This is a genomic window from Microbacterium foliorum (genome assembly GCF_003367705.1).
GTDB lineage: Bacteria > Actinomycetota > Actinomycetes > Actinomycetales > Microbacteriaceae > Microbacterium > Microbacterium foliorum.
Window position 1 is genome coordinate 1,774,245 of the sequence record NZ_CP031425.1, and the last position, 23,308, is coordinate 1,797,552.

Annotated in this window: 19 protein-coding genes and 1 tRNA gene; 4 read left to right on the forward strand and 16 right to left on the reverse strand. The window is 68.5% G+C overall.

Annotation, left to right across the window (positions count from 1 at the left end):
• Window positions 1-101 precede the first annotated feature (101 nt).
• Window positions 102-680, reverse strand: coding sequence for a GNAT family N-acetyltransferase (locus tag DXT68_RS08230; protein ID WP_045255125.1), 579 nt, complete (start codon window positions 678-680; stop codon window positions 102-104).
• Between the two features lie 38 nt (window positions 681-718).
• On the reverse strand, window positions 719-1,087 hold the full coding sequence (locus DXT68_RS08235) for a VOC family protein (RefSeq protein ID WP_045255124.1): 369 nt from the start codon (window positions 1,085-1,087) through the stop codon (window positions 719-721).
• Window positions 1,088-1,182: 95 nt separating this feature from the next.
• Between DXT68_RS08235 and DXT68_RS08240 the strand changes: the two genes are divergently transcribed.
• Together DXT68_RS08240 and DXT68_RS08245 are read left to right on the forward strand one after the other, a co-directional pair.
• Entirely contained in the window at window positions 1,183-2,508 is a 1,326-nt protein-coding gene (locus tag DXT68_RS08240) for an MFS transporter (RefSeq protein ID WP_045255123.1), read from the forward strand.
• A gap of 20 nt (window positions 2,509-2,528) precedes the next feature.
• Window positions 2,529-2,951 carry a GNAT family N-acetyltransferase gene (locus DXT68_RS08245; protein WP_045255619.1) on the forward strand — a complete coding sequence of 141 codons (423 nt, stop codon included), beginning with the start codon at window positions 2,529-2,531 and terminating at the stop codon, window positions 2,949-2,951.
• A gap of 45 nt (window positions 2,952-2,996) precedes the next feature.
• Here the strand turns inward: DXT68_RS08245 and DXT68_RS08250 are convergent, their stop codons facing one another.
• From DXT68_RS08250 to polA, 6 genes are all read right to left on the reverse strand, one after another.
• Window positions 2,997-3,752, reverse strand: coding sequence for a formylglycine-generating enzyme family protein (locus tag DXT68_RS08250; RefSeq protein ID WP_174233202.1), 756 nt, complete (start codon window positions 3,750-3,752; stop codon window positions 2,997-2,999).
• Window positions 3,749-4,498, reverse strand: coding sequence for an SGNH/GDSL hydrolase family protein (locus DXT68_RS08255; protein WP_045255617.1), 750 nt, complete (start codon window positions 4,496-4,498; stop codon window positions 3,749-3,751). The genes DXT68_RS08250 and DXT68_RS08255 overlap by 4 nt, the downstream gene beginning before the upstream one ends.
• A gap of 46 nt (window positions 4,499-4,544) precedes the next feature.
• Window positions 4,545-5,897 (reverse strand): MFS transporter, encoded by a 1,353-nt coding sequence (locus DXT68_RS08260; protein WP_045255122.1) that lies wholly within the window; start codon window positions 5,895-5,897, stop codon window positions 4,545-4,547.
• Between the two features lie 42 nt (window positions 5,898-5,939).
• A complete protein-coding gene (locus DXT68_RS08265) occupies window positions 5,940-6,974 on the reverse strand; it encodes an LLM class flavin-dependent oxidoreductase (RefSeq protein WP_045255121.1) in 1,035 nt (344 codons plus the stop codon).
• A 53-nt stretch (window positions 6,975-7,027) separates the two neighbouring features.
• Window positions 7,028-8,704 (reverse strand): DUF885 domain-containing protein, encoded by a 1,677-nt coding sequence (locus DXT68_RS08270; protein ID WP_045255120.1) that lies wholly within the window; start codon window positions 8,702-8,704, stop codon window positions 7,028-7,030.
• Window positions 8,705-8,786: 82 nt separating this feature from the next.
• On the reverse strand, window positions 8,787-11,423 hold the full coding sequence (polA, locus tag DXT68_RS08275; protein ID WP_045255119.1) for a DNA polymerase I: 2,637 nt from the start codon (window positions 11,421-11,423) through the stop codon (window positions 8,787-8,789).
• 96 nt (window positions 11,424-11,519) lie between these two features.
• Between polA and DXT68_RS08280 the strand changes: the two genes are divergently transcribed.
• Window positions 11,520-11,897 carry a hotdog fold thioesterase gene (locus tag DXT68_RS08280; protein WP_045255616.1) on the forward strand — a complete coding sequence of 126 codons (378 nt, stop codon included), beginning with the start codon at window positions 11,520-11,522 and terminating at the stop codon, window positions 11,895-11,897.
• On the opposite strand, the gene DXT68_RS08285 is transcribed toward DXT68_RS08280, so the two are convergent.
• A complete protein-coding gene (locus DXT68_RS08285) occupies window positions 11,872-12,435 on the reverse strand; it encodes a GNAT family N-acetyltransferase (protein WP_045255118.1) in 564 nt (187 codons plus the stop codon). The two genes, DXT68_RS08280 and DXT68_RS08285, sit on opposite strands and share 26 nt — an antisense overlap.
• 3 nt (window positions 12,436-12,438) lie before the next feature.
• The gene (locus tag DXT68_RS08290; RefSeq protein WP_042536652.1) at window positions 12,439-13,059 is read right to left on the reverse strand and encodes an ANTAR domain-containing response regulator; all 621 of its coding nucleotides are present in this window, start codon (window positions 13,057-13,059) and stop codon (window positions 12,439-12,441) included.
• 100 nt (window positions 13,060-13,159) lie between these two features.
• Between DXT68_RS08290 and DXT68_RS08295 the strand changes: the two genes are divergently transcribed.
• Window positions 13,160-13,242: transfer RNA gene (locus tag DXT68_RS08295), tRNA-Leu, on the forward strand.
• Window positions 13,243-13,261: 19 nt separating this feature from the next.
• On the opposite strand, the gene DXT68_RS08300 is transcribed toward DXT68_RS08295, so the two are convergent.
• From DXT68_RS08300 to lgt, 6 genes are all read right to left on the reverse strand, one after another.
• Complete coding sequence (locus DXT68_RS08300; protein WP_045255117.1) at window positions 13,262-13,753, reverse strand: hypothetical protein; 492 nt, start codon at window positions 13,751-13,753, stop codon at window positions 13,262-13,264.
• Between the two features lie 86 nt (window positions 13,754-13,839).
• Entirely contained in the window at window positions 13,840-14,511 is a 672-nt protein-coding gene (locus DXT68_RS08305) for an esterase/lipase family protein (protein WP_045255116.1), read from the reverse strand.
• A gap of 136 nt (window positions 14,512-14,647) precedes the next feature.
• Window positions 14,648-16,099 (reverse strand): pyruvate kinase, encoded by a 1,452-nt coding sequence (pyk, locus tag DXT68_RS08310; RefSeq protein WP_045255115.1) that lies wholly within the window; start codon window positions 16,097-16,099, stop codon window positions 14,648-14,650.
• Window positions 16,100-16,155: 56 nt separating this feature from the next.
• A complete protein-coding gene (locus tag DXT68_RS08315; RefSeq protein WP_045255114.1) occupies window positions 16,156-17,622 on the reverse strand; it encodes a glutamate synthase subunit beta in 1,467 nt (488 codons plus the stop codon).
• Window positions 17,615-22,138 carry a glutamate synthase large subunit gene (gene gltB / locus DXT68_RS08320; protein ID WP_115760475.1) on the reverse strand — a complete coding sequence of 1,508 codons (4,524 nt, stop codon included), beginning with the start codon at window positions 22,136-22,138 and terminating at the stop codon, window positions 17,615-17,617. The genes DXT68_RS08315 and gltB overlap by 8 nt, the downstream gene beginning before the upstream one ends.
• A 135-nt stretch (window positions 22,139-22,273) precedes the next feature.
• Window positions 22,274-23,302 (reverse strand): prolipoprotein diacylglyceryl transferase, encoded by a 1,029-nt coding sequence (lgt, locus tag DXT68_RS08325; protein ID WP_045255112.1) that lies wholly within the window; start codon window positions 23,300-23,302, stop codon window positions 22,274-22,276.
• Window positions 23,303-23,308: the final 6 nt, after the last annotated feature.

The following is a 23,308-nucleotide window of genomic DNA, read 5'->3' on the forward strand; positions in this document are numbered from 1 at the left end:
GCTCTCCCGAGCAGCCTGGTGGCCGGACGTGGCATCGTGCGGCCACCAGGGCGTCCTCGTCGCCTGCCGCAGCGACGACGAAGCGCGACGCGTCCTGTCGGTCACCAGGGTCTGCCCCTGAGGTCGATGTCTCCGAGCGGCCATGAAGGCGCGTCCCCGCGGGGGTCCGCCACGGCGGCGAAGACGAGGATCGGCTCGCGGTGAGACATCACGGTCTTCGTCGCGTCGGCCATCGACACGTGACGCTCCACCGCGTTCACCCGCGACCACCCGGTGCGCTCGTAGAACTCGACGACCTCGTCGCGGCATCCGAGATAGCCGAACTCGACCCGCTCGTCGTCACGCATCGCCTGTTGAGCACGAGACATCACTCGACGGCCGACACCGCCGGATCGCCAGTCGGGATGCACCAGGACTCCCCCGGTCCCCGCCACTCGGACCTCGGCCCGGCCGACCCGGATGACGCGACGCTGGAATCCGACGTGCGCGACCGCCCGATTCCCGCGGAAGATCGTCGTGTGCACGTCCGCCGGGGAATACCCGTACGGACGATCAGGATCCCACTGTCCGTGCGTCGCTCGATACTCGCCGTCGAACAGCTCGCGCAGCGCCGCAACGTGCGAGTCGGACAGAGCGGAATGTTCGACGACGGCGATGCGCTCACTGATGAGCTGCTGCACTCTCGGAGATGCGGAGAGGTCACGCCTCTCCCCTGCCCTCACTGCGCGGCCCAGACTCCCAGCTCGTTACCGTTCGGGTCGAGGAAGTGCAGACGTCGACCACCCGGGAACTCGTACGGGCCCTGCGTCACGGAGCCGCCGGCATCGGTGATCGCGGCGTGTGTGGCGTCGAGGTCATCGGAATAGAGGAGGACCAGGGGTCCTCCGGCCGGCCTGGCCTGATCGGAGAGCAGCAAGCCGCCCACCTCGGACCCGTCGCCGGTCACGGAGGCGATGCCGGCGTAGGCAGGACCGTAATCGACGAAGACCCACCCGAAGGTGTCTCCGTAGAACCGCTTCGCGGCTTCGAGGTCGTTCACGACGAGCTCGACGTAGTCGATGGAGTGATGCACCGGTGCAGGAGTCATACGGCCACGGTAGCCCCGGCGTCCGACATCGGGAAGGGCGCGTCGCGCGGATCCGAACGCGCGAGAGCGCCGCCGAGCGGGAGTACCGTGGAGGGGTGCAACAGGTTCCCCGCTCCCCCGTGACCGACCCGGGGTGGAGGGCCTGGCTCATCTGGGGTGTGGGCGTCGCCGCCTACGTTCTCGCGATCACCAATCGCACCTCGTTGGGCGCCGTCGGCGTCGAGGCGGCCGACCGGTTCCAGGCCGATGCCTCGACCCTCGCGCTCTTCGCCGTGGTGCAGCTCGCGGTGTACGGCGGCATGCAGATCCCCATCGGCATCCTGCTCGACCGCTTCGGGTCCCGCCCCATCATGACGATCGGCATGCTCCTGATGGCCGCAGGTCAGCTCACTATGGCCCTCTCCCCCAGCATCGGCGTCGCGGTCTTCGCCCGCATCCTCCTCGGTGCGGGAGATGCGGCGATCTTCCCGGCCGTGCTGCGACTCGTCGCCACCTGGTTCCCCGCGCAGCGCGGCCCTCTCATGGTCCAGTTCACCGGCATCATCGGTCAGGCCGGGCAACTCGTCGCGCTCGTCCCGCTCGCCGCACTCCTGCATGCCACCTCGTGGACGATCACGTTCGGCAGCATCGCCGGTCTGGGCGTGCTCTTCACGATTCTCGTCGCGCTCCTGATCCGCAACCATCCGGCGGAGCGCGGGGCCGACGTCTCGGTGGACACCGACACGGGCGTGATCCGCGTCGTCACCTCGTCGATCGACACGGGTGTCGGCATCCGCGCCGCCTGGGCGCACCCCGGGACCCGACTCGCGTTCTGGTCGCATTTCACGTCGCCGTTCGCGGGCACCGCGTTCATCCTGCTCTGGGGGATGCCGTTCCTCACCGCGGCCCAGGGGCTGGACACCGCGCACGCCGCGGGGATCATCTCGGTGTACGTCGTCGCCGGCATGGCGCTCGGCCCGATCATCGGCGACCTGTCGAGGCGGCTGCCGAACCAGCGCTCGCTCGCACTCGTTCTCCCCGCGGTCGGCGTGCAGGTGGGGGCATGGATCGCCGTGCTCGCGCTGCCGGGCCCCGCACCCCTGTGGCTGCTCTACGTGCTCGCCGTCGCGCTCGCGACCGGCGGCCCTGCGAGCATGATCGCCTTCGACCATGCGCGCACCCACAACCCGTCGCACCGGCTGAGCACCGCGACCGGAGTGACGAACGCCGGGGGCTTCGTCGCCGCGCTGATCGCGATCTGGCTGATCGGTCTCGCACTCGACGTCCAGGGCGCCGGAACCCCCGAGACGTACTCGTTCGAGGCGTTCCGCATCGCCTTCCTGATGCCGATCCCGCTCTGGATACTCGGCGTCGTCTTCATCGTGATCGAACGCAAGCGGACACGCATCCGCATGGGTCTGGATCCCGACAAGCATCGCTGACCGCTCGTAGGATGTCGCTCATGCCTTCGCCCTATTCCTTCTCGACCGACACCGCGACGATCGATCGTCCTCTGGTGCACCGCTGGCTCAGTGAGGAGTCGTACTGGGCGAGAGGACGCAGCCGCGAGACGCAGGATGCCGCGATCGACGCGTCGCGCAACTACTCGGTTCGGGATGCCGACGGTCGGCAGGTCGCCTATGCGCGCGTCGTGACCGACGGCTTCACGTTCGCCTGGCTCTGCGATGTGTTCGTCGACGAGACGGCGCGCGGCGAGGGCATCGGACGGCTGATCGTCGAGGGCGTCATCGACGATCTGCAGCACTCGTCCACCGTGAAGCGCATCGTGCTGGCCGCAAGCACAGCGAGCGGCCTGTACGAGAAGTTCGGATTCGCCGAATCCTCTGGCCCCAGCCGCTATCTCATCCGCCCCATGGACCGGTGAGGGTCATCCTGCCGCCCTCGCGGCCAGGCCGGCAGCACTGATCGATCAGCGGCCGGGGCGACGCAGCGGAGTCCAGCCGAACGGCACAGGGCCGTCGAACGCGGCACGCTCGCGGTCCGCGAGCTCCGACCACCCCTGAGCTTCGCCCGGCGTATCGAAAGCGCCCCTGGCGACGCGCAGCCCCACGTCGTCCTGCGCAGTGCGGGGCGCTCCCCCACGACGGACCGATGCCCGCACGCTCCAGGCGTCGTCCGCGAAGCCCCCGCCACGGAACACGCGATAGTCGTCGTAGCGTGCGGGATCCAGGAGGTCCCAGCACCACTCCCACACATTGCCGAGCGTATCGAACAGGCCGTACAGGTTCGGCAGGCGTGAGCCGACGTCCTGGGCGGACGAGACACCGTCGGCGCTCGTCCACGCGGCGTCCGCGAGCGGTGCGTAGTGCGGACCCGTCGAACCCGCGCGGCAGGCGTACTCCCATTCGGCCTCGGTCGGCAGACGGTAGCCGTCGGCCGTCACGTCCCACGCGACCACCTCGCCGTCAAACCGATATACCGGATCGAGACCCTCCCATTCGGAGGCCGCGTTGCAGAAGTGGACGGCGCGCAGCCAGCTGAGCTCCACAGCAGGGCGACGCGGGTGGCGCGAGGGGATCGGCAGGATCTCGGCCAACTGCTCCTCGGTGATCGGGAAGGCCGCGATCTCGAAGTCGTCGACGCTCGCCACGCGCTCCACTTTGCGGCGGGCATCGTGAAGCGTCACCGAGCCGCCACGGATGCGGCGCATCTCGATGTCGGTCACGCGCCGGGCACCCGCTCGACCCAGTCGGGGTACTTGGCTGTGCGCCCGTCGCCGGACGAGGTGCGCGTGACACGGCGTCGCACCCAGGGTCCGACGAACTGGCGATAGTAGGCGATCCCGGCAGGCCCGGCGGCCGCGAGCGAGGTCGGCGACCACCACGTCGCCGGCGGCTCGAATCCGAGCCCCTGCAGCACCCGCGCGGCGACACGGTGATGGCCGGCCGCGTTCATGTGCAGGCGGTCCTCCGACCAGTACTTCGCGTCGGACAGCTCGCTGTCCGGCCAGTTCAGCGCGCGCACGACGTCATCGCGGCCCTCGACCCGCCTCAGCACCGCATCGGAGAGCTGATCCCCGCGGCGCTGCACGAGAGAGCCCATCGGCAGCTGACCGCTCGGATTCGCCCCGGACAGCAGGATCAGCGTCACGCCCTCCTCGTCGCACCGACGCAGCACGCGGCTGAACGCATCGGCGATGTGCTCGAGATCGGTGCGCGGCCGGAGCATGTCGTTGCCCCCGCCGTTGAACGACAGATGCGTGGGACGCAGCGCGAGCGCGGGTTCGAGCTGCTGCTCGACGATGGGCCAGGCCAGCCGGCCGCGGATCGCGAGGTTCGCGTAGCTGATCGGGTGACCGGATGCATCCGCCCACCCCTGGGCCACGAGGTCCGCCCATCCGCGTTCGCTGCCGTCCGGGAGCACATCACCCACGCCCTCGGTGAAGGAGTCTCCGATGGCCACATAGCGCACGTCTGTCACCCCGACAGCCTATTCCCGCCAGCGGTGCGCGGACGCCTCACCGGTCGTCGAGCGCCTCTCCCCTGCGGTCGACGAGACCCCAGGCCGCCACCGCAGCGGCGACGAAGCACGCTCCGAAGACGGCGAACAGAACGGGCGCTCCCCCGGCGACGAGCAGCACCGGCACCGCCAGAGGCGCGATGATCGAGGCGATGCGGCCGATGCCTGCGGCCCATCCGGCCCCGGTGCCGCGCAGCGAGGTCGGGTAGATCTCGGGCGTCACCGCATACAGCGCACCCCAGGCGCCCAGGTTGAAGAACGACAGCGCCATCCCCGAGGCGATGATGGCCGTCTCCGTCGTGGACGTGCCGAAGAACACCGCCGACACCGCGGATCCGACGAGGAAGATCGACAGGGTCGACCGCCGACCCCAGACCTCGATCAACCAGGCCGCCACCGCGTAGCCGGGCAGCTGGGCGAGCGTGATGATCAGCGTGAACCCGAACGACCGCACGAGATCGAACCCCGCATCGACGAGGATGCTGGGGATCCAGATGAAGGCGCCGTAGTAGGCGAAGTTGACGCACAGCCAGACGACCCAGAGGCTCAGCGTGCGCAGCCGGAACTCCGCGTTCCAGAGTGTCGTGAGACGGGCCCGGGTGGTGACGGCGATCGCCCTCGACGGCGGTTCCCGGCGGATCGCGGGTTCCGGCACCACTCCCGCATCCGTCTCGAACGTCGAGACGATGCGGTCCGCCTCGGCGATGCGTCCGCGCGAGGCGAGCCAGCGCGGCGACTCCGGCAGACCCCACCGCACGATCAGGGCGTAGACAGCGGGGATCGCGCCGAGGGCGAAGGCCCAGCGCCATCCGTCGTCGGAGGCGGGAATCACGAAGAACCCGATCAACGCGGCAGCGGTCCAGCCGAGGGCCCAGAACGCCTCGAGGATCACGATCACTCGGCCGCGGATGCGCGCGGGGGCGAATTCGCTGACGTAGGTCGACGCGACGGGAAGCTCTGCGCCGAGCCCGAGTCCCACGAGGAAGCGCAGCACGAGCAGCGCCGCCAGTCCCCCGACCAGTGCGCTCGCACCGGTTGCGATCCCGTAGATGAGCAGCGTCAGCGCGAACACCTGACGCCGACCGAGCCGGTCGGCGAGAAGGCCGCCGAGGGTGGCCCCGAGCGCCATGCCGATGAAGCCGACGGAGGCGATCCACCCGGCATCCGTCTTCGTCAGCCCCCACTGCTGGGTGAGCGCCGCGAGGATGAAGGAGATGAGTCCCACGTCCATCGCGTCCAGCGCCCAGCCGACGCCCGAACCGGTGAGCAGTCGCAGATGGCGACGAGTGAACGGAAGCTCGTCGAGACGCCCGGCGATCGATGCCCGGCTCGGCAGCGCGGTGTTGGCCATTCCTACATCGTAGAGGCGTGTTCGCGCTGCCGAGCCGCTGTGTCAGTCGCGCTCGGCGAGGATCCTGCGCACCCGCGGGATGACCTCGGAGCCGTACAGCTCCACGCTGCGCATCATCGCCTCGTGCGACAGCGTGCCGGTGGCGTACTTCAGGTCGAAGCGGCCGAGGTCGAGGGTCGTGATCGTCTCGGCGATCTTCGCCGCCACGCGGTCCGGCGAGCCGACGTACAACGCACCCGCGGGCCCGACGTCGTTCTGAAACCTCGCCCTGCTGTACGGAGGCCAGCCCCGCTCGCGTCCGATCGTGTTGTTCATCGCCTCGAAGCCCGAGTATGCGGCCTCCCACGCCTCGTCGTCGGTGTCGGCGATGTGCCCGGGAGAATGCACGGCGATCGGGTGCGCCGGGGTTCCGAACGACGCGATGGACCGGTGATAGAGATCGACGAACTGACGGAAGCGCCCGGCCGGGCCTCCGATGATGGCGAGCATCAGACCGAGGCCGTGGCGGGCGACGCGCACGACCGATTCGGGGCTGCCGCCCACCCCGACCCACGTGCGCAGGCCGTTCGTCGTCTTGGGGAAGACGTTCGCGTTGTCGAGCGACGGCCGCATCGTGCCGGACCAGGTCACCGGCTCCTCCTTGAGGAGCTGGACGAACAGCTCGAGCTTCTGCTCGAAGAGCGCGTCGTAGTCGCGCAGGTCGTACCCGAAGAGCGGGAACGACTCGATGAACGAGCCCCGCCCGAGAACGACCTCCGCACGTCCGTCCGACAGTGCGTCGAGCGTGGCGAAGCGCTCGAAGACGCGCACCGGGTCGTCGGAGGAGAGCACCGTGACCGCGGTGCCGAGACGGATGTTCTTCGTGCGCCCGGCGATCCTGGCCAGCACCATCTCGGGTGCCGAGACCGCGAACTCGGTGCGGTGGTGCTCCCCCACTCCGAAGAAGTCGACGCCGACACTGTCGGCCATCTCCGCCTGTGCCACCACGTTGCGGATGGTCTGCGCGGCGGTGAGCAGTTCACCGTCCGCGCCTCTGGTGATGTCGCCGAAGGTGTCCAGCCCGAATTCGATGCCCATGTCAGCCCTTTCCATTCAGCTGAATGAACATCGTCCGGGGCGTTCGCATTCCCTCAGCCTGCGAGAAGCGCCGTGCGCAGGGTGTCGAGCCCCACGCCGCCCATGTCGAGGGCACGCTTGTGGAACTCCTTGACGTCGAAGTCGGAGCCCCGTTCCGCCTGGTATGCGTCGCGCACCTGCTCCCAGATGCGCTGGCCGACCTTGTACGAGGGCGCCTGCCCCGGCCATCCGAGGTAGCGGTTGACCTCGAACTGCACGAACTGGTCGGACATGTTCACGTTCTTGCGCATGAAATCGAGCGCGTAATCCGCGTCCCAGGTGCCGGTGCCGTCGAGCCGCGGCTTGCCGAGGTGCACGCCGATGTCGAGGACGACCCTGGCCGCGCGCATGCGCTGGCCGTCGAGCATCCCGAGTCGATCGGCGGGGTCATCGAGGTAGCCGAGCTGCTGCATCAGGCGTTCGGCGTACAGCGCCCAGCCCTCGGCGTGGCCGGAGGTGCCGGCGAGCAGACGACGCCAGGAGTTGAGCTCCGTGCGGTTGTAGACGGCCTGGGCGATCTGCAGATGGTGCCCCGGAACGCCCTCGTGGTAGACCGTGGTGAGCTCGCGCCAGGTGTCGAACTCGGTGACGCCCTCGGGCACCGACCACCACATGCGACCCGGGCGCGAGAAGTCATCGGTCGGACCGGTGTAGTAGATGCCACCCTCCTGGGTGGGGGCGATCATGCACTCCAGCGTGCGGATCGCCTCGGGGATGTCGAAGTGCGTGGCGCCGAGCTCTGCGACGGCGCGGTCGCTCGTCTCCTGCATCCAGCGCTGCAGCGCATCGGTGCCGACGAGCTTGCGCGCAGGGTCGGCCTCGAGGTGCGCGACGGCCTCTTCGACCGACGCGCCGGGGAGGATCTCGTGGGCGATCGCCGTCTGCTCCTCGACCATCCGCGCGAGCTCCTCGCGTCCCCACTCGTAGGTCTCATCGAGGTCGATCGTCGCCCCGAGGAACCGGCGCGAGTTCAGTGCGTAGAGCTCGCGTCCGACGGCATCGACCTCGCCCGCTGCGGGAGCGAGCTCCTCGGCGAGGAAGCTGCGCAGCTCGTCGTACGCCACGCGGGCTGCGGCGGAGTTGTCGGCGAGCAGCCGCGCCAGGGATGCAGGAAGGTTGCCCTCCTGCGGTGCCGCGTCGGCGACGAACGCGGCGAAGAATCCGTCGTCGGCCGTGTAGCGGTCGATCTGAGTCGCGACCTCCACGACCTGGCGCCGAGCGGGTGTGACTCCCGCGGCGATGCCGGCGCGCAGGGTCTCGGTATAGCCGCGCAGCGCATCCGGAACAGCGGCGAGGCGGGTCGCGATGACAGTCCAGTCATCCGCGGTGGCCGTGGGCATCAGGTCGAAGGCGGACCGGACGTCCTGGGCGGCCGAGGCGATCACGTTGAGGTCGCGGAGGTGCCAATCGGCGTCGTGCAGTTCGAGGTCGAGGCTCAGCTCCGCCGACAGGTCCGCCTTCGTGACCGCGTCGATCGCGTCGACAGGCTCGAGCGCCGCCAGCTGGGCGAGCGTCGTCCGCGTCGCCGCAGCGATCTCGTCGTGGCCCGCCGGGCTCAGGTCACCGAAACGGTCGTTGACATCGTCGCGTCCGATGTATGTCCCGAGCGTCGGAGCCAGCACCGCGATGGTGTCGACCCACTCGTCGGCGACTTTGTCGATGGCAGACGGAGTGCGGGGAGAAGAGGTCATCCCTCCAGAGTAGCCAACACCGCTCGCGCGTCCTATCGGTTCTGTGTGCGCCCGAGGATGAGAGCCAGGGTGAGCTACCCGGTCAGTGTGCGGCCTCGTTCCAATCGCGACCGCGACCCACCTGCACATCGAGCGGAACCCTCAGGTCTGCCGCGTCGCCCATGCGAGCCCGCACGATCCGCTCGGTGGCGTCCCACTCCCCCGGCGCCACTTCGACCACGAGTTCGTCGTGGATCTGCAGCAGGGCCCGCGAGGACAGGGCCTCGGATCGGAGGTCTTCGTGGATGTGCAGCAGCGCGATCTTCATGATGTCGGCCGCGCTTCCCTGGATCGGCGCGTTGAGGGCGGCGCGCTCGGCATTCTCACGCAGCACCCGGTTGGGGCTCGCGAGATCGGGGAACGGGCGACGACGTCCGAAGATCGTCTCGGTGTAACCGACCTCCTTCGCCGTGATGACCGAGGCGCGCAGGTAGTCGCGCACGGCGCCGAAACGCGCGAAGTACTCGATCATCAGCTGCTTCGCCTCGGACTGCTCGATGCGCAGCTGCTTCGAGAGGCCGAACGCCGAGAGGCCGTAGACGAGGCCGTAGGACATCGCCTTCACCTTGGTGCGCATCGCTGCCGTGACGTCCGACGGATCGACGCCGAAGACACGCGCACCGACGAAGCGGTGCAGGTCTTCACCGCTGTTGAACGCTTCGATGAGCCCCTCGTCACCCGAGAGGTGCGCCATGATGCGCATCTCGATCTGGGAGTAGTCGGCAGTGAGGAGGGACTCGTACCCTTCGCCGACCTGGAATGCGCTGCGGATGCGGCGCGACTCCTCGGTGCGCACGGGGATGTTCTGCAGATTCGGGTCGGTGCTCGAGAGCCGGCCGGTCTGGCTGCCGGTCTGCACATAGGTCGTGTGCACGCGGTGGTCGTCGCCGATCGCCGTGTCGAGCGATTCGATGATCTGACGCAGCTTCGTCGCCTCGCGGTGCTGCAGCAGCAGACCGAGGAACGGATGCGGGTGCGATTCCTGGAGGTCGGCCAGCACGGCGGCATCCGTCGAGTAGCCGGTCTTGGTCTTGCGCGTCTTGGGGAGCTGCAGGTCTTCGAAGAGCACCTCCTGGAGCTGCTTCGGGGACCCGAGATTGAACTCGCGGCCGACGATGCCGAATGCGTCCTGCGCCAGCCCGTCGGCACGCGTCGCCAGCTCACCCGAGAATGTCGAGAGCACCTCGTGCGAGACCGCGACGCCGGCGACCTCCATGTCGGCGAGCGTGAGCAGGGTGGGCAGCTCGATGTCGGTGAGGACCGCGGCGACCGACTCCGGGATGTCCTCCCGCAGGGCTGTCGCCACACGCAGCGCGAACCAGGCCTCCTGAGCCGGAGTCGCGCCCTCGGTCTCTGGCACGAGCTGCGAGGGGTCGGCCTCGGGCAGCTTCTCTCCCAGGTACCTCTCGACCAGGTCGCCGAGCGTCTTGTCGGGGAAGCTCGGGCGCAGCAGCCACCCCGCGAGGCTCGTGTCGTACGCGAGTCCGGCGAGGCGGATGCCCTGACGACGGAGCGCCTTCACCTGCGGCTTGGCGTCGTGGATGATCTTCGGACGATCGGACTCGAGCCATGGACGCAGCGCGTCGGCCACCTCGTCGCTCCAGTCGATCTCGCGGAGGTCGGTCTCGGTGGCTGCGCCCAGTCTGGTGGGCACCCCACCCTGCAGCGGAATGCGCAGGGAGACGTCTGCCGCCTGGGCGTCGACCCATTCGAGGAACTCGGCGGCGGTGACCTGCGAGGGCTCGGGCAGCACCACCGCGGCGGCCGCGGGGTCATCGGCGACCTCGCCTGCGCCGACGGCCTCGAAGACGCGGGGAAGCAGTGTGCGGAACTCGAGGCGCGCGAAGATGTCGCGGACGGCCTGGGCGTCGATCGGTGCCACGGCCAGATCGTCGGGCGCGACGGGGAGCTCGACGTCGCGCAGCAGCCGGTTGAGCCGGCGATTGCGGCGCACGTCGTCGATGTGGTCGCGCAGGTTGCCGCCGACCACGCCCTTGATCTCGCCCGAGCGCTCGAGAAGGTCGTCGAGCGAGCCGAACTGGGTGAGCCACTTGACCGCGGTCTTCTCTCCCACCTTGGGGACACCCGGGAGATTGTCGCTGGTCTCGCCGACCAGTGCCGCGATGTCGGGATACTGCTCGGGTGCCACCCCGTAGCGCTCGCGCACCGTGGTGGGGTCGTACCGCTTGAGCTGCGAGACTCCCTGCACCGACGGATACAGCAGAGTCACGTCATCGGTGACGAGCTGGATCGTGTCGCGGTCGCCCGAGACCACGAGCACGTCGTACCCCTGCTCGGCTCCCTGCGTCGAGAGAGTCGCGAGGATGTCGTCGGCCTCGACCCCCTCTTTCGTGAGCACCGGGATCGACATCGCGGCGAGGCAGTCCTGCAGCAGCGGGATCTGGCCTCGGAACTCCTGCGGGGACTCGGATCGGGTCGCCTTGTACTCGGGGTACTGGTCGGTGCGGAACGAATGCCGGGAGGTGTCGAACGCGATCGCCATGTGGGTCGGCTGCTCGGCCTTGATCAGGTTCACGAGCATCGAGAGGAAGCCGTAGATGGCGTTCGTGTGCTGGTTGTCTTTGGTGGTGAAGTTCTCGACCGGGAGGGCGAAGAACGCACGGTAGGCGAGCGAGTGGCCGTCGACGACCATGAGGGTAGGCTTTGCGGAGTCCGTCACCCTGTCAGCCTAACGAGGACGACAGACACCCGCTGAGGAGGATCCGTGAGCGAGACCGCGACCAGTGCAGGACTCGACTGGGCCACAGCCCGCGGCATGGGAGCTCTCGCCCAGAAGATGGGCATGGAGTTCCTGGAGTTCACGACCGAGAGATGCGTCGCGACGCTGCCGGTCGAGGGCAATACGCAGCCCGTGGGACTGATGCACGGCGGCGCGTACGTGGTGCTCGGCGAGTCGCTGGGGTCGATGGCGGCCAACCTGCATGCGGGCCCCGGACGGCTCGCGGTCGGGGTGGACATCAACGCGACCCATACCCGGTCGGCGACCTCGGGCATCGTCACGGGTGTCTGCACCCCGGTGCATCTCGGGCGCAGCATCACGGTGCACGAGATCGTGGTGACGGACGATCAGGGTCGGCGCTGCTCGACGATCCGCATCACCAACATGATCAAGGACGCACCCGCGGCGAGCTGACAGGCTCGTCCAGCAGTAGCTGGAACAGCCGGTGGTCCTGCCACTCCCCCGCGATGCGGAGGTAGCGCGGCGCGGTCCCGATCGGCTCGAAACCGAGCTCACCGAGCACCCGCTGCGATGCGATGTTGTGCAGCAGTGTGGCGGCCTGCAGACGGTGCAACCGCAGTTCGTCCCTCGCGTGGGCGACGACGCGCGACACCCCGAGGGATGCGAGTCCCCGGCGCAATCGCGACGCATCGATCCAGTACCCGAGGTCGGCGCTCCGGAATGCTCCGCGCACGACGTTGTTCAGGTTGATCCGTCCCCGGATCTCGCCGTCGGAGGACTCGATGACGAACCGCGCACTCCTGCCCAGCGCCGCCTCCTCCACGCACCGCCCGGCGTCCGTCTCCTGCCACTGCTCGGTGAAGAACTCCGGTTCTCTCAGCGGCTCCCAGGGAGACAGGTGCGCGCTGTTCGCGGCATACGCCCTCGCGAGAGCGGCGCCGTCACCGAGCCGGATCGGACGCAGGACGTGCTCCGCGTCGAGCGGATGCACGGACTACTTCTTCGGAGCCAGCTGCTCGATGATCGCCTTCGCGACGTCCTGCATCGTCAGACGACGGTCCATGGACGCCTTCTGGATCCAGCGGAACGCCTCGGGCTCGGACAGGCCCATCTTCTCGTTCAGCAGGCCCTTGGCGCGGTCGACGAGCTTGCGGGTCTCGAAGCGCTCGACCATGTCGGCGACCTCTGCCTCGAGCGTGATGATCTGCTCGTGGCGGGCGAGAGCGATCTCGATCGCCGGCAGCAGGTCGTTCGGGGTGAAGGGCTTGACCACATAGGCCAGGGCGCCGGCCTCGCTGGCGCGCTCCACGAGCTCCTTCTGGCTGAAGGCGGTCAGCAGCACCACGGGAGCGATGTTGCCCTTGTGCAGCTTCTCGGCGGCGCTGATGCCGTCGAGCTGCGGCATCTTGACGTCCATGATCACCAGGTCGGGGCGCAGCTCGGTGGCCAGTGCCACGGCGGTCTCTCCGTCGCCGGCCTCACCGACGACGTCGAAGCCGTTGTCGCGGAGGATCTCGACGATGTCGAGACGGATCAGCGACTCGTCCTCGGCGACGACGACGCGTCGGGGTGCGGATGACGTGGGCTGCTCGGCTGCCTGTTCTTGCTCGGTCACAGATCCATCCTAGTGGAGAGCGCCTGTGGCGTCCCCGATGACTCGGCGCGCGATCGGGAGCACGGGTGCTCTGCGCTAAAGTCGAACTCGCGACACACGAGCCGGCGTGGCGGAATGGCAGACGCGGAGCACTCAAAATGCTTTGTCCGAAAGGGCGTGTGGGTTCGAGTCCCACCGCCGGCACATCGAGGTCGGAAGCGACCTAGGAGATCGGCTGCATCGACGCGCGGATCCAGATCTCCCGGTCGATCAGGAGATACCGGTCGAGAGACGGACGCATGCAGCGCACGAACTCCTGCTCCGCGGCGGCGGGGTGATCCGCGACGATCATGCCGTCCGGAATGCTCCCCCTGATGATCGCGTCGAGGTTCTCGTTCGTGGCCTCGACCGCCACTCCCCCGACCAGCACGGGCACATACACCTCTCGGCCGTGGATCCGCTCGCCGCCCGGACCGAGGACGGTCGCATCCGACCGCGTCTGGGCGAGGTAGGCGGGAACGCAGGCGATCGCGTCGTATGTACGGAAGCGTCGCTTGAGCCGGTAGCGGATGCCGATGCTGCCCGTCCGCAGAGCCGGAAGCACCACATCGTCACCCGCAGTCGGGGGAAGGATCACCTCGGGGGGCGCGCCGATCTGCGGACGCGGGCCGAGCAGGCGGTCGTCCACAGCAGGTTCGATGGTCAGGTCATCCATGTTCGGCGTGCGGCGGGGCGATCACCACGGCACGTGCACCAGCGTAGCCGTCCCGAGGACGACGGCGCACCTGCGGATGCCGGGCGCTACCCCTCGGCGAGGGCGGCGACCTCGGCGAGGACCCTGGGGTCGGCGAGCACCCGGAAGTGCCCTCCGGTGTCGAGGCGCACGTTCTTGCGCGCACCCCGCAACTCACTGCCTTCGGGGATGTGCGGATCGAAACGACCGAACACCGACACGATGCGATCATCGAGATCACCACGCGCGGCGAGCCCGAGGATCGACGGATGCCTCGGGGCGAACGCCCTCAGTGATCGAACGGGCAGGAGACGCGCGTAGCGCGAGCCGCCGAAGGGTGTCGCCACCGCGACCATCGCCCGCACCCGGGATCCTGCAGGCCCGGCCATCGCCAGCTTTCCCGCGAGTCCGCCCTTGCTGTGGGCCACCAGGATGACGTCGGTCAGGCCGGATGCGTCGAGGAATGCGGTCACCGCTGCCGCGGCCTCGCGGATCGGGCGCTGATTGCGCTCCAGGGCGTCGACGACATGGACCGGATGTCCGCGCTCGTGCAGGGCGGTGATGAGCGGCTGCATGAACCGCCAGGTCTCGTACACGCCGGGCAGGATGACGATCGGCACGCCGCCGCCGCCCGAGAAAGACCCCGCGTCGCGACGGTCGAACGCCGCCCGCACCTGCCAGTACGCCGCGTACACGTAGTCCGCGATCCACCAGCGCGCTCGACGCACGAGATCGATCATGTGCCCCTCCCGCCGTGGACCGGCCGCACGCGCGGCGCACTCGACGATACCGCCGGAGCGCCACCATGCGGGCCGCCCGGCGATACGACAACGGGGGCGGAACTCGCGTTCCACCCCCGTCGCCCGACGCTGCGGATCAGACCGTGGCTTCCTTGTAGATCGGAGCCGCGCCGTTGACCGCGTCGCCGACCTTGTGCACGCGGATGTCGTTGGTCGAGCCGACGATTCCGGGAGGGGAACCCGAGATGACGACGACCTTGTCTCCCTCGGCGGCGAGGCCGTTCGAGAGCAGGTAGTTGTCGACCTGCAGGTACATCAGGTCGGTGTGCTGGACCATGTCCACGAGAGTGGAGCGGATGCCCCAGGTGAGCGCCATGCGACGACGGATGTCGGGCTCCGGAGTGAAGGCCAGCATCGGGATCCGCGAGCGCAGCCGCGACAGACGACGAGCGGAATCGCCCGACTGCGTGAACACGCAGAGGAACTTCGCCTCGACGAACTCCGCGACCTCGAGTGCGGCGAGCGTGATGGCTCCACCCTGCGTGCGCGGCTTCGCGGTGAGCTTGGCGATGCGCTCCAGGCCGTGCTCCTCGGTCGACTCGATGATGCGCGCCATGGTCTCGACGACCACCACGGGGTAGTCGCCCACGCTGGTCTCACCCGACAGCATCACGGCGTCGGCACCGTCGAGCACCGCGTTCGCGACGTCGGAGGTCTCGGCGCGGGTCGGCACCGGGCTGTTGATCATCGACTCGAGCATCTGCGTCGCGACGATGACCGGCTTGGCCATGCGGCGGGCGAGCTCGACGGCGCGCTTCTGCACGATCGGCACGGCCTCGAGCGGAAGCTCGACGCCGAGGTCGCCTCGGGCGACCATGATCGCGTCGAAGGCATCGACGATGCCCTCGAGCGCATCGACGGCCTGCGGCTTCTCGACCTTGGCGATGACGGGCACCTTGACGCCCTCCTCCGCCATGATCTCGTGCACGCGGGTGACGTCCTCCGCATTGCGGACGAAGGAGAGCGCGATCAGGTCGGCGCCGATGCGCAGACCCCAGCGGAGGTCGTCCTCGTCCTTCTCGCTCAGTGCCGGGACGTTGACGGCGACACCGGGCAGGTTGATGCCCTTGTTGTTGGACACCGCTCCGGCGACGATGACGCGGGTGGTGACGGTGACCCCGTCGGTCTCGACGACCTCGACGCGGACCTTGCCGTCGTCGATCAGCAGGAAGTCGCCGGGCTTGACGTCGTTGGGCAGACCCTTGAACGTCGTCCCCGAGATCTCCTTGTTGCCGATGATGTCTTCGGTGGTGATCTTGAAGATGTCGCCCTTGGCGAGCTCGTAGGGGCCGTCTTCGAACTTGCCGAGGCGGATCTTCGGGCCCTGCAGGTCGACGAGGATCGCGACCGCACGACCGGCGTCGTCCGCCGCACGACGCACGTTGGCGTAGTTGTTCTCGTGCACGGAGTAGTCACCGTGGCTCAGGTTCAGACGGGCGACGTCCACTCCGGCGTCGATGAGGGCACGGACGGTCTCATAGGTGGAGGTGGCGGGGCCCAGGGTGGCGACGATTTTCGCGCGTCTCAACAGAATGCTCCAGGGTAGTGGGGGATGGAAATCAGGCGACGGTGCCGCCGTTCAGCCTACGCGGGCTGAAGACCGATGGCGACCTCGTGCGGGCGCACCGGCTCGGGCAGCACGGTGCTCCCCATGAGGAACCGGTCGACGTTCGCTGCGGCCGCACGGCCCTCGGCGATCGCCCAGACGATCAGCGACTGCCCGCGTCCGGCGTCACCGGCGACGAACACGCCGGGAATCGTGGACTCGTAGCTGTCATCGCGACGGAACGCTCCGCGCTCGGTCAGCTGGGGCAGCGTCTCCTCGGTGAAGCCGTCCTGCTCGGGGCCGGTGAAGCCCATCGCGATGAGCACGAGGTCCGCGGGGATCTCGCGCTCCGTGCCGCTCTTGGGCACGCGGCGTCCGTCGATGTACTCCGTCTCGGCGACGCGCAGGGCACGCAGCTCGCCCACGTCGTTCGAGAGGAACTCGACGGTCGAGGCGAGGAAGACCCGCTCCCCGCCCTCTTCGTGCGCGGAGGTGACCTCGAACAGTGTGGGCATCATCGGCCAGGGCTGGTGCCCGGGTCGCTCGGTGCCCGGCTGCACGCCGATCGCCAGGTTGGTGACGCTGAGTGCGCCCTGACGGTGCGCGGTGCCGATGCAGTCCGCACCGGTGTCGCCGCCGCCGATGACGATGACGTGCTTGCCCTCGGCGGTGATCTGCTCGGGGACCTTGTCGCCGGCCACCGCGTGATTCGACTCGACCAGGTACTCCATCGCGAAGTGCACGCCGTCGAGGTCGCGTCCCGGGATCGAGAGGTCGCGGGGAACGGTGGCTCCCGTGGCGATCACGATCGCGTCGTACCGGGCCCGGAGATCGGACCAGGAGATGTCTCGCCCGATCTCGACGCCGGCGCGGAAGCGCGTCCCCTCTTCCTGCATCTGGCGCAGGCGGGACTCGAGCTGGCCCTTCTCCATCTTGAAGTCGGGGATGCCGTAGCGCAGCAGTCCGCCGATGCGGTCGTCACGCTCGAACACGGCGACGGTGTGGCCCGCCCGGGTGAGCTGCTGCGCCGCGGCGAGTCCGGCGGGGCCGGAGCCGACGACGGCGACGGTCTTGCCGGTGAGGCGCGCGGGAGGCTGCGGCTCCACCCACCCCTTGGCGAAGGCCTCGTCGATGATCGAGACCTCGATCTGCTTGATCGTCACCGCGGGCTGGTTGATCCCGAGCACGCACGAGCTCTCGCACGGCGCAGGGCAGAGACGCCCGGTGAACTCCGGGAAGTTGTTGGTGGCGTGCAGGCGATCGATCGCCGCGCGTCCCTCTCCTCGCCAGGTCAGGTCGTTCCACTCCGGGATCAGGTTGCCCAGCGGGCATCCCTGGTGGCAGAACGGCACACCGCAGTCCATGCAGCGGCCGGCCTGGCGCTTGAGCACCGCCTGGTCGCCCTGCTCATAGACCTCTTTCCAGTCCATGATGCGCACCGGCACCGGCCGTCGCTTGGGAAGTTCACGCTCGGTGACCTTCAGAAAACCTTTGGGATCAGCCACCGGTCACCTCCAGGATGCGGTTCCAGACGATGTCGCCGTCAGGGTCGATGCCCTCCGCGACAGCTTCCTCGCGCATGCTGCGCACAGCCGCGTAGTCGCGAGGGAGCACCTTCGTGAACTGGCCGGCGGTCTCCTCGAACCTGGCCAGGATGTCGGAGCCGAGCGGCGACGCCGTGCGCTCCACGTGCTCGGCGATGAGACCGCGCAGCACCTCGAGGTCGGCGCGGTCCAGGGGCTCGAGCCGGAGCTCGCCGCTGCCCAGGGACTGCGCGTTGACCTTGCCGGAGTCGAGCGAGTGGATGTAGGCCACTCCCCCGGACATGCCGGCTCCGAGGTTGCGTCCGGTCGAGCCGAGGATCACGGCCACGCCGCCCGTCATGTACTCGAGCGCGTGGTCTCCCACACCCTCGACGACGGCGGTCGCACCGGAGTTGCGCACCAGGAACCGCTCGCCGACGACGCCGGAGAGGAACATCGTCCCCGCCGTCGCGCCGTAGCCGATCACGTTCCCGGCGATCACGTTCTCGTGCGGCGCGATGTGCGCCCCTCGAGACGGACGGATCGAGATGTCGCCTCCGGACAGTCCCTTGCCGACGTAGTCGTTCGCGTCGCCTTCCAGCCGCAGCACGATGCCCGACGGCAGGAACGCCCCGAGGGACTGACCCGCGGTGCCGTTCAGGGTGACGTCGATCGTGCCCCTCGGCAGACCGGCCGCGCCGTGGCGCGATGTGACCTGGTGGCCCAGCATCGTGCCGACCGCGCGCTCGGTGTTGGCGATGGGCAGTTCGACGACCACGGGCTCCCCGTTGAGGAGCGCAGGCGCGGCGATGTCGATCAGCTGGACGTCGAAATGCTTCTCGAGCTCGTGATCCTGAGCGCGGCGGCTGCGGCGAGGCTCGCTCGCAGGGAACGCCGGCCCCTCGAGCACAGGGCTGAGGTCGAGTCCTTCGGCCTTCCAGTGCTCCAGAGCGGCATCCGCCTCGATCAGCTCCGCACGTCCGATGATCTCGTCGAGCGAGCGGAACCCGAGCTCGGCGAGGAGCTCGCGCACCTCCTCGGCGATGAACTCCATGAAGTTCACGACGAACTCGGGCTTTCCCGTGAAGCGCTCGCGCAAAGCCGGATTCTGCGTCGCGACACCCACCGGGCAGGTGTCGAGGTGGCAGACGCGCATCATGATGCAGCCGCTCACCACGAGGGGCGCGGTCGCGAAACCGAACTCCTCGGCGCCCAGCAGAGCGCCGATGATGACGTCGCGGCCCGTCTTGAGCTGGCCGTCGACCTGCACCACCACGCGGTCGCGCATGCCGTTGAGCATGAGCGTCTGCTGTGTCTCGGCCAGGCCGAGCTCCCAGGGCGTGCCGGCGTGCTTGAGCGAGTTCATCGGGCTCGCGCCCGTGCCGCCGTCGTGACCGGAGACCAGGATGACGTCGCTGAGCGCCTTGGCGACACCCGCGGACACCGCCCCGATACCCGACTGGCTGACGAGCTTGGTGTGGATCCGCGCCTCGGGGTTCGCCCGCTTCAGGTCGAAGATGAGCTGCTTGAGGTCTTCGATCGAATAGATGTCGTGGTGCGGCGGCGGCGAGATGAGACCGACACCAGGCGTGCCGCCGCGTGTACGGGCGACCCACGGGTAGACCTTCTGCGGAGGCAGCTGACCGCCCTCGCCGGGCTTGGCACCCTGGGCGAGCTTGATCTGGATGTCGTCGGCTTCGGTCAGGTAGAGGCTCGTGACACCGAAGCGCCCCGACGCGACCTGCTTGATGGCGCTGCGCCGCTCGGGGTCGAGCAGACGCTCGGCATCCTCTCCGCCCTCACCGGTGTTCGACTTGCCGCCGATCCGGTTCATCGCGATCGCGAGGGTCTCGTGCGCCTCCTTGGAGATCGAGCCGTAGCTCATCGCCCCCGTCGAGAAGCGCTTGACGATCGCGGAGACCTGCTCCACCTCATCGAGCGGCACCGGCTTGCGGGTTCCGGTGCGCAGGCGGAACAGCCCGCGCAGCGTCTTGAGCTCCGCCGCCTGATCGTCGACGAGCCTGGTGTAGTCGCGGAAGATGTCGTAGCGGCGCTCGCGTGTGGCGTGCTGCAGCTTGAAGACCGTCTCGGGGTTGAACAGGTGCGGGGAGCCGTCGCGGCGCCACTGGTACTCTCCTCCGGTCCACAGCCGCTCGTGCGCGCGGGCCGCTTCGTCTTCGGGGTAGGCGTAGTCGTGACGGGCCTGGTTCTCGAGGAAGATCTCGCCGATCCCGATGCCGCCCAGCTTCGACTCCGTGCGCGTGAAGTACCGATCGATGAACTCCTCGCTCAGACCCACGGCCTCGAAGACCTGTGCCCCGGCGTAGGAGGAGACCGTCGAGATGCCCATCTTCGACATGATCTTCAGCACACCCTTGCCCAGGGCGTAGATGAGGTTGCGGACCGCCTTCTCGGGGCTGATCCCGGTGATGTAGCCGGTACGCACGAGATGCTCCACCGTCTCCATGGCCAGATACGGGTTCACGGCGGACGCGCCGTAGCCGATCAGGGTCGCGACGTGGTGCACCTCGCGGACGTCCCCGGCCTCGACGATCAGACCGACCTTCATGCGGTTCTCACGGCGGATCAGGTGGTGGTGCACGGCGGAGACCATGAGCAGCGACGGGATCGGGGTCAGATCCTTGTTGGAGTCGCGGTCGGACAGGATGATGAACTCCGCGCCGCCGGCGATGGCCTCGTCGACCTCTTCGCACATCTCCACGAGACGGTTCTCGAGCGTGTTCGAGCCGACGTCGAAGTGGTACAGACCCTTGATCGTGACGCTGGCACGGTCGGGCAGAGCCTTGTCGATATGGCGGATCTTCGCGAGCTCGTCGTTGTCGATCACCGGGAAGTCGAGCGACACGGTGCGCGTGTGATCGGGACCCCAGCTGAGCAGGTTGCTCTCGGGTCCGAGTCCGAGCTTGAGACTCGTGACGACCTCTTCGCGGATCGAGTCGAGCGGCGGGTTCGTGACCTGTGCGAACTGCTGCGTGAAGTAGTCGAACAGCAGACGGGGCCGCTTGCTGAGCACGGCGATCGGGGTGTCGGAGCCCATCGCGCCGAGCGGCTCGACGCCGTTCTGTCCCATCGGGGTCAGCAGCAGGCGTACCTCTTCCTCGGTGTATCCGAAGGTGCGCTGACGGCGGGTGATCGAGGCCGGCGGGTGCACGATGTGCTCGCGCTCGGGGAGATCGGCCAGCCGGACGGATCCGGCATCCAGCCACTCCTGCCACGGATGCAGGGTCGCGAGGTCGTGCTTGATCTCGTCGTCTTCGATGATGCGCCGCTGCGCCGTGTCGACGAGGAACATCTTTCCGGGCTGAAGACGGCCACGGCGCTTGATGCGCTCCGGCTCGAACGTGAGCACCCCGGTCTCGGAGCCGATGACGATGAGACCGTCGGTGGTCTCGGTCCAGCGACCCGGGCGCAGGCCGTTCCGGTCGAGGGTCGCGCCCACGACGGTGCCGTCGGTGAAGATCAGCGCCGCAGGTCCGTCCCACGGCTCCATCTGATTCGAGTGGTACTCGTAGAACGAGCGCAGCTCGGGCGAGATGTCCGACTGCTTCTCGTACGCCTCGGGGACCATCATCATGATGGCATGCGGCAGGCTGCGGCCGGTGAGGGTCAGCAGCTCGAGCACCTCGTCGAACGATGCGGAGTCGCTGGCGCCGTCGGTGCAGATGGGCAGCAGGGGCGCCACATCGCCGAGCAGCTCGGACTCGAGCTGGGACTGGCGTGCCCGCATCCAGTTGCGGTTGCCGCCGACCGTGTTGATCTCGCCGTTGTGCGCGAGCATGCGCAGCGGCTGCGCGAGGGGCCAGGAAGGGAACGTGTTCGTGGAGTACCGCGAGTGCACCACGGCGAGCTCCGAAATGAAGCGCTCGTCCTGCAGATCAGGGTAGAACGGCTCGAGCTGCAGAGTCGTGACCATGCCCTTGTACCCGAGCGTGCGGGCCGAGAGCGAGACGAAGTAGGCGCCGAGCTCGTGACCAGCGCGCTTGCGCAGCCGGTACGCGACCCGATCGAGGGCGATGCCCGTGAGCGGTGCGTCGGAGTGGGTGGTTCCCCCGGCGCTCACAAAGAGCTGCTCGAAGGCGGGACGCGCCTCGTCGGCGAGCTTGCCGAGATTGTCGTTGACCGTGGGGACCTCGCGCCAGCCGAGGACGCGGAGGCCCTCGCTGCGGGCGATCTTCTCGATCCCCGCCTTCTGCTGACGGCGCTCGCTCGAGTCGCGAGGCAGGAATGCCAGCCCCGCGGCGTACTCGCCGACCGGCGGGAGTTCGAAATCCGTGACCGCGCGCAGGAAGGCATCCGGCATCTGGGTCAGGATGCCCGCTCCGTCGCCGGTGCCGGCATCCGAGCCGATGGCGCCGCGGTGCTCGAGGTTGCGCAGCGCCTGCAGCGCCAGCGCGATGATGTCGTGCCCCGCTTCACCGCGCAGAGTGGCGACCATGGCGAGGCCGCAGGCGTCCTTCTCGAACGCCGGGTTGTACATGCCCTGCTTGGGCGGATAAGCGCCGGAGGCGCCGTAGGGAGGCTGAAAATACACCAGTACCGTCCTCAGATCTTCAGATGACCCGGGGACGTCATTGGCCGGGTGGATGTGATGGGGTCCGCACGGACCGGTCGGCTACCGCGTGCCTTCCGTGTCCGTGGGAGCGGTGCTTGTGGCGCTGGCTCCTGCGGCGACTTCTTCGGACGGAGGCTCACTCACGTCCACGTAATCGGAGGGATTGTCCTGTGATTCTACATCAGCGTCCAGATCCTTCCGTCCGCGGCCGGGCTGGTACGCGGACGGCTCGAGACCGGGGTGACGGAGCGACTGGACGACGAGGATGGCGAGGCCGACGACGATGCCGACGATCGCCGCCCAGACGTTGCTGCGAAGGCCGAGGATGATCTCGCTCGGATCGATCCGGATCGATTCCCAGACGACGCGGCCGGCGCTGTACCAGATCAGGTAGATCGCGAACAGGCGGCCCCACTGCAGCGAGGTGGCCTTGCGGCTCAGCCAGAGCAGCACGATCACACCGAGCCCGTTCCACAGCACCTCGTAGAGGAACGTCGGATGGAAGAGCGTGCCCTCGGGCAGCCCGGGCGGGAACGCCGAGTTGTCGGAGGGGATCTCCAGACCCCACGGCAGATCGGTCGGCAGCCCGTAGAGCTCCTTGTTGAACCAGTTGCCGAAGCGGCCCATCGCCTGTGCGAGCAGCAGGCCGGGCGCGAGCGCGTCGGCGAAGGTCCAGAAGCGGATGCCGGTCCAGCGGCATCCCAGATACGCACCCACGGCGCCGCCGATGAGCGCGCCGAAGATGGCGATGCCACCCTCCCAGATGGCCCAGACCGAACCGGGCTCGAACGGGTTCCAGGTGTTCTTGCCCTCACCGAAGTAGAAGTTCGGGTGGGTGAGCACGTGGAAGATGCGAGCGCCGATGATCGCGATCGGCACGGCGAGGATGGAGATGTCGATGACGACCCACGGCTCGGCGCCACGCCGCGTCAGGCGGTGGTTGGTGAGCAGCACGGCGGCGATGATGCCCGCGATGATGCACAGCGCGTAGAAGTGGATCCGGAGCGGCCCGAGGTCGATGTACGAGACGGGAGGGCTCGGGATGCTGGCGAGCACGCCGGTGAAGGTGCTGTGGAGCGCGAGGGACATGATTGC